Source organism: Staphylococcus sp. HMSC056G08 (assembly GCF_001812305.1).
Lineage (GTDB): Bacteria > Bacillota > Bacilli > Staphylococcales > Staphylococcaceae > Staphylococcus > Staphylococcus simulans.
Genome location: NZ_KV808521.1, coordinates 1 through 14,069, shown reverse-complemented (window position 1 = coordinate 14,069; position 14,069 = coordinate 1). Strand labels below are relative to the sequence as shown.

The window sequence follows — 14,069 nt, the reverse complement described above, 5'->3', positions numbered from 1 at the left end:
CGAACTCATCTTTATGACCTTGTGGTACTTCTTCAGGTGCAAAGTGTACAATCTCGTCAACTGGATTTTTTGTAACTTCTGTTGTTGGTTCACCACGTTCAACTACATCTCCTGTATCAGGGTCAACTTTAGTTGGTGTAGTTGTTGTTTTCTCTCCATCTTCACCTTTTTGTACAATAACATCAGGTGAGCCTGGTTCTAGAGTTGGATCAAACTCACGAATAGTTTTATGAGGAATTGGTTGTTTCGTTACTTCCACATCATCAATTAAATCAGCTTGAGGCGTTGTAATTGTTACACCTTCAAGATTTGTTCTCATAATTCCATCAGAATATCTATTTTGCATATGACTTGAAGTAATTAAGAAATTATATTTTTGTGATTTATCAATTCCTAAATCATCTGTAGTAGCTTTCCATGTTTTTCCTGCATATGTAGCAGTTATTGTACTTGTTGCTGCATCATAATTTAATACTACATCATTTAATCTTTGGCCATGGAATTGACCATCAAGATGATTAGTTGTATTATCTGCATAAATTATTTTATTTACAGGTTTATCTTTTGTATTTAGGGCATTTTGACCAACTTGGTTAGTCACACCATCTGCACCATTTTTAACAAATGTACCGTAACCAACTTTTGCTGCGCCAATTTGACTTAGATTGTTTGTTTTATCTGCATCGAGTTTATCGACTTTACCATTAACATTATTATATGCCGTATCAATTTTAAAACCAGATGCATTTGCCATACCTTTGTCTCTTAAAATACCACCTTGGTTTAAGAAGTCTTGGCCATTCCCTTGAGTAAACATGAAGCCCCAGCCATCTGCTCCTGTTGTATTACCTTGGTTGTTGTTTGCTACTGGAACAGTAATTGTAAAGTCTTTATTAAAATCTATTTTATCATTATATTCTAATGCGCCTTTAGTTCCTGTATTAGGATTGAAGTTTGTATTGAATGCAGTTAGCGTGCCTTCATTAGGGAATTCTTCTTTATAAGTTTTATGGATTATATCTCCATGCGCAGTAAAGTTACCAGTTCCTTTTTTAGTAACTGTGTCTTGTGCAGCTGCTCTTAATGCTGTTGCTGAATAGTTAACATTTGTTGTTCTAGCATTGCTGCTTACTGAACGGAATGTTGCTCTTGGTTGTGCGTTTTCTTTGTTAGCTGTTTCTTTAAGTACTTCACTTAAAGCTATTTTTTTAATTTCTTCATTAGATAAGTTTGAAATATCTTTTGGTAATACTTTTTCAATTTCAGCTTTTTCTGCTTCTGTAACTTCAGATTTTTTATATAAATCTTTAGCAACTGTATCTACAACTTGAGTTCTCTCAGTTTCTGATGGTTGAGCATTTGAATTGCTCTTAGCATTTGTGTCTTCAACTGCTGGTGTTTCTTCTGTTGCTGCTTTGTTTGTTTCTTCAGCTGCTGGCGCTTCTTCTGTTTCTACTTTGTTTGTTTCTTCAGCTTTTGGTGCTTTTTCTGTTGCTGCTTTGCTTGTTTCTTCAGCTTTTGGCGCTTCTTCTGTTTCTACTTTGTCTGTTTCTTCAGTTTTTGGTGCTTCTTCTGTTGCTTTGTCTGTTTCTTCAGCTTTTGGCGCTTCTTCTGTTGTTGCTTTGTCTGTTTCTTCAGTTTTTGGTGCTTCTTCTGTTGCTGTTTTTTCTGTTTCTTCAGCTTTTGGCGCTTCTTCTGTTGCTGCTTTGCTTGTTTCTTCAGCTGCTGGCGCTTCTTCTGTTGTTGCTTTGTCTGTTTCTTCAGTTTTTGGTGCTTCTTCTGTTGCTTTGTCTGTTTCTTCAGCTTTTGGCGCTTCTTCTGTTGTTGCTTTGTCTGTTTCTTCAGTTTTTGGTGCTTCTTCTGTTGCTTTGTCTGTTTCTTCAGCTTTTGGCGCTTCTTCTGTTTCTACTTTGTCTGTTCCTTCAGCTTTTGGCGCTTCTTCTGTTGTTGCTTGTTCAGTTGTATCTGCTTTTTCTTCTGTTGATGCTTGTTCAGTTGTATCTTTAGTTACATCAACTTGTTCAGGAATATCAGATTCATTTGAATTTGCAGAAGATTGTTCAATAGTTTGAACATTACCTTTTACTTTACTTGCATCTGAACTATCATCTTGCTTTTGAGTTGTGTTATTCTCAGCGGCTTCTGCTTGATCATTTGCAACACCGAAAATTAAAGTAGCTCCTACTAAAATCGAAGCTGTCCCTACAGTGAAACGTCTAATTGAGTACTTATTAAGCTTGTTTGGAAGAAAATCGAGCTTCTTCTTCGAATTTTTATTCATACAATTAACCACCCCTAAAAATTAGTTAGATACGAGTATCTATTTTAAAATTACCATACCCGCTATTATATATCAATTTAGAAAAAGTTTTTTTGTTAAAATTTTGTAAAATTGATTAGATTCTAATAAATAACCTTTGAATTAAATACCGTATAAATTGATTTAGGGAGCGAGACTACAAATTCAAAATAAATGTTGCCCCACTCCCATATTTTTAAAATATCAACTTAATGATTGCAATGACGATTAAAATACTTACAATCCCTTTTTGAATAGAATCAGGTATTTTTTGCCCTATTTTCATGCCTAGAGGCGTAAATAGTATACTACCTAAAATTAACGGTATTGCACTATTGATAGGAATATAACCCTGTAATAATTTAATAATAAATGCTCCAATAGAAGAAATGAATGCAATTACAATACTATTTGTAACAACCATATTCATTGGTAATTTAAATATAACAAGTAGTACTGGAATAATAATGAATGCTCCACCAGCTCCTACAATACCAGATACTAAACCGATGATACCACCTATTGTAATTAAAAGTACGCGATTAAACTTAATATGACTAGTAGATGGTGTGACTTTAATAAACATTAGAATAAGAGCTAACAAAGCAATAATTATATAAATTACATTAACAAACTGACTATTAAATACAGTTGCTAATAACGCACCTAGAATACTACCTATTACCATTCCACTTCCCATATTAAGTATAAGCGTTCTAGAAAAATTTTTATTTTTATATGCTTTTAAAGATCCACTCAATGTACTAAAAAACACCTGACTTGAAGTTAATCCTGAGGCAATATAAGCACTATAAGTAGGTAAACCAAATAATGGTGGTAATAATAAGAGAGCAGGGTAAATAACAATGGCTCCCCCTATACCGACTAATCCAGAAATAAATCCTCCTAATATACCAATAACTAACATTACTATAATTACTGTTATACTTATCATTTACTTTTTATTAATAATTCAACAGCTTCATTAATTAGTGCCTGAGAATCTTCACTATTTTCTTCAGACATTTTGACGCATTCTACTAAGTTCTCGCTAATAATAATACCCATTAAACGTTGAATAGAACTTTTAGATGCACTTAATTGACTAATGACGTCTTTACAATTTTTTTCTTCCTCCATCATTTTAATGACTCCATTAAGCTGTCCTTGTATGCGATGAATACGATTAATCATCTTTTTATTATATTCCAATATATTTCACTCCACATTCATTTTTAATAATTACATCATATTGATTAAATTTTATTTTGTCAAATACCCCCGTAGGTATTTGACAAACTATCTAATTCGTTATAATATACCCCCATAGGTATTTAAAAGGAGGTAATTATGTCACAATATAAAACGAAACACATTAATGATTTCACTAAAAAAGAATTACAAGAATTGGGTTCTAAGGGTCAATTAATTGACGTTCGACAGCCTGAAGAATTTGAATTAGGACACATTAAAAATGCTTTATTACATTCAGTTGAAAATATAGAGACTTTTAAACAAAGCAAAAATAAAACTTACTATATCTATTGTAAAAGTGGTAATAGAAGTAGAAAAGCCAGTCAATTTCTTGCACAACGCGGATACGATGTGGTGAATTTAGACGGAGGTTATACCGCATACGAACAACAACATCATAATGATAATTTATCTAAAGTAAAAGAAGATAGAGAAATTAAAGATAATCGTAAGACATTCAATTATAGTAATCTACAGTGTCCAGGACCTATTGTTAATATTAGTAAAGAAATCAAAAATATCGCTATTGGTGATCAAATAGAAGTTGTTGTGACTGATCACGGATTTTTAAATGATATTAAAAGTTGGGTCAAACAAACTGGACATACGCTTGTTAGACTCAACGATTTTGGTAATGAAATTCGCGCTATTATTCAAAAAGAAGAAAATAAAAATATAGAAGTGACACACACGAAAAGTGGAACAACAATTGTTTTATTTAGCGGCGAGCTAGATAAAGCAGTTGCAGCAATGATTATTGCTAATGGTGCTAAAGCTGCAGGTAGAGATGTAACCATCTTTTGCACATTTTGGGGCTTAAATGCACTTAAAAAAATTCAAAGTCAACGCATTAAGAAAAAAGGTATCGCAAAACTTTTTGACTTCATGCTTCCAAATTCACCAATTAACATGCCTATTTCTAAAATGAATATGTTTGGTTTAGGCAATCTAATGATGCGTTATGTCATGAAAAAGAAAAATGTCGATGATTTACCTTCTCTTATTGATCAAGCAGTTGAGCAAGGTGTTAAACTTATCGCTTGTACAATGAGTATGGATGTGATGAGCATTACAAAAGAAGAACTACGCGATGATGTAGAATACGGTGGCGTAGGTGCATATATTGGATATACAGGACAAGCTAATCACAATTTATTTATATAATTAGAAAGGAATGATATTATGTTTTTTAAACAATTTTATGATAAACATTTATCTCAAGCATCTTATTTAATCGGTTGTCAAAAAACTGGAGAAGCCATGATTATTGATCCTATTCGTGACTTATCTTCATATATTCGAGTTGCTGATGAAGAAGGTTTAACCATTACTCATGCAGCTGAAACACATATACATGCAGATTTTGCTTCAGGAATTAGAGATGTTGCTATAAAGTTAAATGCTAATATTTATGTATCGGGTGAAAGTGATGACACATTAGGTTATAAAAATATGCCTAACCACACTCATTTTGTTCAACATAATGACGATATTTATGTAGGAAATATAAAATTAAAAGTGCTTCATACACCGGGTCACACGCCAGAAAGTACAAGTTTTTTACTTACTGACGAAGGTGCTGGAGCACAAGTTCCAATGGGACTATTCAGTGGTGATTTTATTTTTGTAGGAGATATCGGTAGACCTGATTTACTAGAAAAAGCGGTTAAAGTAGAAGGATCATCTGAAATAGGCGCTAAACAAATGTTTAAATCGATTGAAAGTATTAAAGACTTACCAGACTACATTCAAATTTGGCCTGGCCATGGCGCTGGTAGTCCTTGTGGTAAATCTTTAGGTGCTATTCCAACATCTACGCTTGGCTATGAAAAACAAACGAACTGGGCTTTTTCTGAAGATAATGAAGCTACCTTTATCGATAAACTCATTTCTGACCAACCTGCACCACCACATCATTTTGCACAAATGAAAAAAATTAATCAATTCGGTATGAATTTATATCAACCTTATACGGTTTATCCAGCTACAAATCCGAACAGATTAACTTTTGATCTCCGCAGTAAGGAAGCTTATCATGGTGGACATATTGAAGGTACAATCAATATTCCATATGATAAAAATTTCATCAATCAAATTGGCTGGTATCTAAACTATGATCAAGAAATTAACTTGATTGGAGACTATCACCTTGTTTCAAAAGCAACACATACTTTACAACTTATTGGATATGATAATGTGTCTGGATATCAGTTACCACATGCTCAAATTCAAACACAATCTGTTCATAGTAAAGACATAACTGGTAATGAAGCACATGTCTTGGATGTACGTAATGATAATGAATGGAATAATGGCCACTTATCTCAAGCGGTTCATGTACCACACGGCAAACTTTTAGAAACAGATTTACCTTTCAATAAAAACGATGTTATTTATGTACACTGTCAATCTGGCATTAGAAGTTCGATAGCTATTGGTATTTTAGAACACAAAGGTTATCACAACATTATTAATGTAAATGAAGGTTACAAAGATATACATCTTTCTTAATATTTATATTAATGAAGAAGGACTATAAGTAGTTAGATATAGCTTATAGTCCCTTTTTATATTATTGGATAAACTAGTAGTTAATCATACCTATTTTCATGTACACTCATTTCTAACCTTAATTGTAATAATACACCATTTGCAGCAAATTCATCTTTTACACGCTTATGAAAATCACTTATACCTTCAAACACTTCTGCTTTAACGTGTTTGCCATGTTCGTCTCGTTCAAATGGTTTATCATATTGTTTTATAAATGAAGATATTATATCTAACTTTTCTGTAGTTATAGTATTCTGAGTATTATCATAAAAATTATTTGAATAATCTTTTTTCCATGTATTTACAACATCGAATAAATTACTAAATAAATTATTATACATATCATTTGAAATATGCGCGAACTCACTTCTTAATATAATCGTTAATTCGTTATTAAGTGTATTTAAGTTCTCAATATAATTAAAATGATTTTCCACATTCATATAGCCGAATTTAGATAATATAACAAATTGAATTAATTGTTCGATATATTCGTTCTCATCTTCGTTAATTTCTTTATTTTTTAATCCTCCAATATAATCAAACGAATCACGTATTCTCCATGTTATATCGTCCACCATTTCTACAAAATCACTGAATGAATCTGTAAATTTATGATAATCATTTTTCATTCCTTTTATTATTTTTTTGCTAGGGTCATAGTAACTTTCAGCATTGATATATTTCATATATGAATGATTTAATAAATTTACATAAGTTACTGCAATGATATATTCGTGTATTTTAAGTTTATTTCCCTGCTTAAATTTGGACTTTGTGCCTGTCTGTCCCATCTTGAAATTATTAAAGTCACTACCATGATTAAAATAGAAATCCACAACCTCATTTTTAGTAATTAAATAATTATCACAGTCAAATATTTTATTACTTATATACTTATTTACATAAGCATATAAATCAAATGTGGTTGTATTTATACCATCTGAACATTCACTTACAATTGGTTTAATATTTGATTTCCAAAATTTCTTTTGATTCTCACTTATAATGTTAAATAGCGCTTTGTAATTGTCAGTATTACTTATTTCATCTAAAATTCTAAGTAATTTTTCCTCGTCTATTTCTTTATAAAGAACATTTGTATCGTATATATCAAAATTGTAAAATAACATATTATCATCTTTCATGTCTAAACGAACGATATCATTGATATGCTGCCCTCTAAATTGATTATCTATGATAATGTTTTTCATATGTTTTTCTATTCTTTTTTCTTCATTTTTATGTTCATAGGTATGCGTAAATAGATATTTTAAAAATTGATAAACTATTTCTGTACCTCTAAATATTCTTCTCGTTTCTTCAACAAACATAAACCATTCGTAATAGCTCGATTGATCTAATTTTGATACCTTTATAAATTCACCCATTCCATCTAAATATCTAGTAACTAATATGTCTGCTGCTATATAACTTCCACTTATTTTAATAATTGGAGGTATATCACTATCATCTATTACAATTCTATCTTGTTTAACATAATAGCCCGTACTAACATTTCCACGTTCAACTTTGCATGATATGTCTGCAACAGCCTCCCAATTATTAATTGATTTTATACAATAACGATGTAAGTATTCTAAAAAATCATACACTTTGTTTACCTCTTTTCTAATTTGTCAAGCAAAAAGGCTTGCATTTATGTGTTCGTCTTTTGCTCAATACTATTCGAGCAATAAAAACAGTACACCTCTATTATAAGCAATGTAATCTTCTGAAATAGCCAGAAGATAGAATTAATTAATAATATTTAGGAGGAATTCAAATGTCTTACAAGCAAGAAGATGATTTTAAAAAATTAAAAAATAGAATTTTAGGTATTTCAATTAATTTACCAGAAGGACAAACATTTACTTTCCATGACTTGAACCGTCGTGCAAATGTACAATGCTCAAAAGCTGTACAACAAAATGTTGGACGTTGGTTCGCATATTTTGTAAAACAAGCGCCACGTGTTCCATTTATTATTATCGGTAAAAATACCAATGGTCATTTAGTATATATGAAAGTCGGACCTAATCCACTCAATGATAGCAACCCTTCGAAAGGAGGTGTTCGCTAATGAGTCATAACATCATTTTTAAAGCAAGTCCATACCATTTAGATTTACAGGCTTGGCGTAAAACTATTCTACCTAAAAAAGATGGAGATGAGAAAAAAGTGGTGACTATGTCTAGTTGTATCGCTGTTGAAGCTAAATTTTGGCATGCCTCAGAAAATACAGAAAAAATAATTATTTCTAACGGTAAAGATAAAGAACATACATTTGAATCTGATATTTTAACAACTCAAAAGTTACCTTCTTTGATTAAATATGGTCACAGTATCAATGAAAGTTATATAAGAGATTTGAGCTATGCACTACAATTAATGCGTGATGAACTGCCCACTTCTGATTTATATGATGGCTCGGGCATCATAGAAACACCCTACGGTTACATTGTAATGATAGATACCGTTTACACATCTAAACAATATGATCGGTCAGCATCTTTAGATCCTATTGTCGATAGTACTTATCTATTAGAGCCTAAAGGTACATTTAAAGATTGGTTAAATACGTATATTAACGAAGTCAAAGGTCATCTTCTTCTAGAGTTAGCGGTCGTATTTGGGATTTCTGCCTTAGTGACAAGCTTTCTGAAGCACAAACGTGAAATCGAATTTTCAGGAATTATCTTTAGTTTTACAGGCCAGTCATCAACCGGTAAATCAACAGCGGCAGCTTTAGCGGTATCCGTCGCTGGAAATCCAACCAAAGGTAATCAAACACTTTTTCGAAGTTGGAATGCCACACGTAATGCACTTGAAGGTTACTTGAGTAACAATTTTGGTATACCTATTGTATTTGATGAACTCTCATCAGCAACTTTTAAAGATACAACTGGGTTATTGTACTCTATCGCTGAAGGTCAAGGGCGTCAACGTTCCAATGTACACGGAGAAGTTAAAACGCCTAAGAATTGGGGCACTTCTGTGATTTCAACCTCTGAATACAGTATCTTTACTGATTCTGCTCAAAATGATGGTTTACGAGTGAGAACTATTGAAATTAATGAAGAGTTTACTAAAGATGCAACAAATTCTGATAATATTAAAAAATCTGTAGCACTAAACTATGGTCATGTTTTACCGTTAGTAGCTAAATATCTTATAAACCGTGAAGATGAAGTAATTCAATGGTTTCAAGAGGAGCATCATTGGTTTAATGAAACATTGAAAAATGAAACAAATAATACTGGTATTCGTATGTTTAAGCGATATGCGACTATCACTACTTCTGCCAAGATTCTAAGTCGTGTTTTAGCTACAGATATTGATGTTGCTAAAATAAGAGACTACTTTATTGATTATCATGCTCATACAGTCTCTGAACGATCACTGGCAGATAAAGCGATTGAAGTCATTACGCAATTTGTAGCACAAAACCGTGGTAAATTTTCTGATGACACAGCGTTAAAGAATATGATTGAGAATTATGGACTAATTGCCTTAAAAGATGATTATATCGAGGTCAAAATCATTGCGACTGTATTTAAAGATATGCTGAAAGAACAGCACTTTCAGGATGTCAACAATGTCGTGAATGCACTAAGAGATAAAGGATTTATCGAATCTGACCGTGATCGAATCACGACAAAAAGAACAGTCAAAGATGACTATGGCAAGAAACAGTCACTTGTCTTTTACCATTTCAAGCTAGATTCAGAATATGCGTCTATTTTTGGTCTAACTAAAGATGCTGAACCTATTAAAGCTGAAATTAACTTGGATAACAAAAAGATACTTGAATCATGGAAAAAACAGAACGATGATTTAATTGATTTTTAATAACTTAAAGATGAAATCGTACAGGAGTAGATAAAATGGATGAATTGATTGAATTACTAGCTGATTTAGTTGTTGAAGAAATTAATCATGCTGATGACTAATAATAACGCCCAACACCAGCAGGTGTTGGGCTCATCTATAAATTCGTTCATAAATATATATTATCAATTTGGAAGGAGGAAACTCGATGAAACAAGCTATTGGTTATTTACGCCAAAGTACAACCAAGCAACAATCACTCGCCGCACAGAAACAAACTATCGAAACGCTCGCTAAAAAATACAATATCCAACACATCATCTTTTATAGCGATAAGCAATCAGGCAGAACGGATAATCGAACAGGTTATCAACAAGTCATCGAACGCATTCAACAAAGACAATGTGAAGTATTATGTTGTTATCGCTTGAATCGACTACATCGTAATTTGAAAAATGCATTAAAACTTATGAAACTGTGTCAAAAGTATCATGTTCATATTCTAAGTATTCATGATGGCTATTTTGATATGGATAAAGCGTTTGATCGCCTAAAACTTAATATATTCATAAGTCTCGCAGAATTAGAGTCCGATAATATTGGTGAACAAGTCAAGAATGGTCTTAAAGAAAAGGCAAAACAAGGTAAACTCATAACAACCCATGCGCCTTTCGGTTATCACTATCAAAATGGTACTTTCATCATTAATAATGATGAATCACCTACCGTCAAAGCTGTATTCAATTATTATCTTCAAGGCTATGGTTATAAGAAAATCGCGCAATACCTAGAAACAGATGATAAATGTATTAATCGTAAACCCTACCAAGTACGCGCTATTATCACGAATCCTAATTATTGTGGTCGCGTTATCAATCAATATGGACAATATGACAACATGTTCCCATCTATTGTTTCGACCAGTATATACGAACAAGCTCAAGCAATACGAGTAAATAAACAAGTAAAGCGCACGCCTTCTGCTAATTTACTCAAACAAAAGATCAAATGTCCTTATTGTGGTTCAACCCTTACCAATATGGCCATTAGAAAAACCAATCATTCATTACGTTATTATGTCTGCCCTAAAAACATGAATGCATCACGTTTTATATGTGACTTTAAAGGCATAAACGCTGAAAACCTAGAAAAACAGGTCTTAGAATCTTGCAAAAAATTCTTTCGAGACCAACAGCTCTATTCGAAAATCAAACATGCTATTGAGAAACAGCTCAAAAAACAAAGGATGCATGATACTAGTAACACATTAACTCAGAAAAAGCTTATTGAAAATTTAGCACAAGGAAAAATTGATGTAGAAACATTCAGAGAACAGTCCCAATCAATTAATCTACAGAATAAACCTATACAAGCAATAAGTGATATTCGGATAAAAGCATCACTACAAAAGACTATACAGAAAAGTTTCACGTTAAACATGCTGTATCCCTATATTGATGAAATTCATATTACTAAAAATAAAGAATTAAGCGGAATCTATTTAAAAGATGAGCCACTAAACATTGTTAATCAAGCGGTATAATCATCGATTGCTTAATCAGAAAGGATGAAAAAATCATGCAAAAACTCAAACAAAAACGTGTCGGTATCTATGTTCGTGTATCAACAGAAATGCAAAGTACTGAAGGATATAGTATCGACGGACAAATCAATCAAATCAAAGAATATTGTAACTTTCATCATTTCGAGGTCAAAGATATATACGACGATCGTGGTATATCAGGAAAGTCTATGAACCGACCAGAACTACAACGTTTGTTAAAAGATGCGAACGAAGGTCATATCGATTGTGTCATGGTATATAAAACGAATAGACTCGCACGTAATACATCAGACTTACTGAAAATAGTTGAAGACCTTCATCGTCAAAATGTCGAATTCTTCAGCTTATCTGAACGTATGGAAGTCAACACTTCTTCGGGTAAACTCATGTTACAAATACTTGCAAGCTTTTCTGAATTTGAAAGAAACAATATTGTCGAGAACGTATTCATGGGACAAACCCGACGTGCTCAAGAAGGCTATTATCAAGGCAATTTGCCGCTGGGCTATGACAAAATACCGGATAGCAAGCATGAACTCATGATAAATCAACATGAAGCGAATATCGTCAAATATATCTTTGAGTCATATGCTAAAGGTCATGGTTATCGAAAAATGGCTAACGCACTTAATCATAAAGGTTATGTAACAAAGAAAGGTAATCCATTTAGTACATCAGCTATAGCTTATATCCTTACCAACCCCTTCTACATCGGTAAAATTCAATTTGCGAAGTATAAAGACTGGAATGAGAAACGACGTAAAGGTCTTAATGACAATCCTATAATAGCTGACGGGAAGCATTCACCTATCATTAGTCAAGAACTATGGGATAAAGTACATTCACGTATGAAGCAAGTTAGTCAAAAACCCCAAGTTCATGGAAAAGGAACCAACCTATTAACAGGTATTATTCACTGCCCACAATGTGGTGCACCAATGGCAGCTAGTAACACAACGAACACATTGAAAGATGGTACCAAGAAGCGAATACGCTATTATTCTTGTAGTAACTTTCGCAACAAGGGGTCAAAAGTATGTTCTGCGAATAGTGTTAGAGCTGATGTGATTGAGAAATACGTCATGGATCAAATACTCGAAATTGTCAAAAGTGATAAAGTCATTAACCAAGTCTTAGAACGTGTCAATCAAGAGAATAAAGTCGATATTGGTGCATTGAACCATGATATCGCTTATAAACAACAACAATACGATGAAATCCATGCGAAACTAGACAACTTGATTAAAACAATCGAAGATAATCCAGACTTAACAACAATACTCAAAGAAACAATCCATAAATATGAAACACAACTGAATGACATTACGAATCAAATTAATCAACTGAAGCAACAACAAAATCAAGAGAAAACGTCATATAATACGAAACAACTATCCGCTGTTTTACGTCGCATATTTCAAAACGTAGAATCCATGGATAAATCACAACTCAAAGCGTTATATCTCACAGTCATTGACCGAATAGATATTCGTAAAGACGAACATCGTAAAAAGCAATTCTATGTCACATTAAAACTCAATCATGAAATCACTAAACAACTCTTCCATAATACCCCTATCGACGAAGTGCGCCTCAGCACTTCGTCTTTATTTTTATCTCAAACACTCTATATTCATATATAAGTATAAGTGACTTTTTTAGCTTCTTGATTGAGTTAGGTATACAATAAAATTATGAACAATATTAATTTAGAGGAAGGATATTTTAAAATGGGAAAATTACAAGATAAAGTCGTCGTTATTACAGGTGGTGCACAAGGTATGGGAAAACTTCATGCCAAAAAAGCGATAGCTGAAGGCGCAAAAGTCGTGATAACTGATATTAATGATGAATTAGGTCAAAAAACAGCTAATTCTCTTGGAGACGATGTTTTATTTATCAAACATGATGTATCTAAAGAAACGGATTGGAATCATGTCATTCAAGAAGTTATGAACAAATGGAATCGAATTGATGTATTGGTTAATAATGCAGGAATCACATACAATAAAACAATTGACCAAATATCATTAGAAGATTATATGAAGATTGTAAATATTAATCAAGTATCTGTATTTTTAGGCATCAAAACTGTATCAAAAATTATGAAAAGTCAAAAACAAGGGTCAATCATCAATATTTCTTCAATGAATGGTCTTGTTGGTGGTGCAATTGGCTATACAGATACAAAATTTGCGGTCAGAGGTATGACAAAAGCTGCGGCTAAAGAATTGTCTCCATACAATATTCGAGTTAATTCAGTACACCCAGGTGTTATAAAAACACCAATGTTAGAACAAGACGATGTTAAAGAAGCCGTTAAAGAATTCGAAAAAACAATTCCAATGCGAAGAGTTGCACAACCCGAAGAAGTATCTAAACTTGTATGTTTCTTAGGGTCTGACGATGCTTCTTATTCTACAGGATCAGAATTTGTTATAGATGGTGGTATTACTGCACTATAAATGATAAATCAATTAAAATATAAATAGTTCTCTTGAATAAATTTTAGGCGAAGTGCTGAGGAGCACTTCGCCTCAGACTGTCGACAAAGTCCTACGGACTTGT

10 protein-coding genes and 1 pseudogene are annotated in these 14,069 nt (G+C 32.6%); 7 read left to right on the top strand and 4 right to left on the bottom strand.

What is annotated here, in order from left to right; genetic code table 11:
- The 3 genes and pseudogenes from pls to cstR form a co-directional block, all read right to left on the bottom strand.
- A pseudogene (pls, locus tag HMPREF2846_RS10630) lies at positions 1 to 2,281 on the bottom strand (plasmin-sensitive LPXTG-anchored glycoprotein Pls); the annotation flags it as partial.
- A 214-nt stretch (positions 2,282 to 2,495) separates the two neighbouring features.
- A complete protein-coding gene (locus tag HMPREF2846_RS10625; RefSeq protein ID WP_000623680.1) occupies positions 2,496 to 3,254 on the bottom strand; it encodes a sulfite exporter TauE/SafE family protein in 759 nt (252 codons plus the stop codon).
- Entirely contained in the window at positions 3,251 to 3,511 is a 261-nt protein-coding gene (cstR, locus tag HMPREF2846_RS10620) for a persulfide-sensing transcriptional repressor CstR (protein WP_000456194.1), read from the bottom strand. Before cstR ends, HMPREF2846_RS10625 begins: the two co-directional genes overlap by 4 nt.
- A 138-nt stretch (positions 3,512 to 3,649) precedes the next feature.
- On the opposite strand from cstR, the gene HMPREF2846_RS10615 reads away from it, so the two are divergent.
- Positions 3,650 to 4,717 carry a DsrE/DsrF/DrsH-like family protein gene (locus HMPREF2846_RS10615; protein ID WP_070626609.1) on the top strand — a complete coding sequence of 356 codons (1,068 nt, stop codon included), beginning with the start codon at positions 3,650 to 3,652 and terminating at the stop codon, positions 4,715 to 4,717.
- A gap of 18 nt (positions 4,718 to 4,735) precedes the next feature.
- Positions 4,736 to 6,064: a persulfide dioxygenase-sulfurtransferase CstB gene (gene cstB, locus HMPREF2846_RS10610; RefSeq protein WP_070626608.1), complete on the top strand. Its 1,329-nt coding sequence runs from the start codon at positions 4,736 to 4,738 to the stop codon at positions 6,062 to 6,064.
- An 80-nt stretch (positions 6,065 to 6,144) separates the two neighbouring features.
- Here cstB and HMPREF2846_RS10605 read toward each other — a convergent pair whose 3' ends face one another.
- Positions 6,145 to 7,722, bottom strand: coding sequence for a hypothetical protein (locus HMPREF2846_RS10605; RefSeq protein ID WP_070626607.1), 1,578 nt, complete (start codon positions 7,720 to 7,722; stop codon positions 6,145 to 6,147).
- 170 nt (positions 7,723 to 7,892) lie between these two features.
- Between HMPREF2846_RS10605 and ssb the strand changes: the two genes are divergently transcribed.
- The 5 genes from ssb to HMPREF2846_RS10580 all read left to right on the top strand — a co-directional run bounded on the left by ssb (position 7,893) and on the right by HMPREF2846_RS10580 (position 13,966).
- Entirely contained in the window at positions 7,893 to 8,189 is a 297-nt protein-coding gene (ssb, locus tag HMPREF2846_RS10600) for a cassette chromosome ssDNA-binding protein (protein ID WP_000120684.1), read from the top strand.
- Complete coding sequence (gene cch1, locus HMPREF2846_RS10595) at positions 8,189 to 9,958, top strand: cassette chromosome replicative helicase (protein WP_070626606.1); 1,770 nt, start codon at positions 8,189 to 8,191, stop codon at positions 9,956 to 9,958. Before ssb ends, cch1 begins: the two co-directional genes overlap by 1 nt.
- Before the next feature lie 187 nt (positions 9,959 to 10,145).
- A complete protein-coding gene (gene ccrA, locus HMPREF2846_RS10590; protein WP_061054989.1) occupies positions 10,146 to 11,480 on the top strand; it encodes a cassette chromosome recombinase CcrA in 1,335 nt (444 codons plus the stop codon).
- Between the two features lie 35 nt (positions 11,481 to 11,515).
- The gene (gene ccrB / locus HMPREF2846_RS10585; RefSeq protein ID WP_061054988.1) at positions 11,516 to 13,144 is read left to right on the top strand and encodes a cassette chromosome recombinase CcrB; all 1,629 of its coding nucleotides are present in this window, start codon (positions 11,516 to 11,518) and stop codon (positions 13,142 to 13,144) included.
- Between the two features lie 87 nt (positions 13,145 to 13,231).
- On the top strand, positions 13,232 to 13,966 hold the full coding sequence (locus tag HMPREF2846_RS10580; RefSeq protein ID WP_061054987.1) for a glucose 1-dehydrogenase: 735 nt from the start codon (positions 13,232 to 13,234) through the stop codon (positions 13,964 to 13,966).
- Positions 13,967 to 14,069 lie beyond the last annotated feature (103 nt).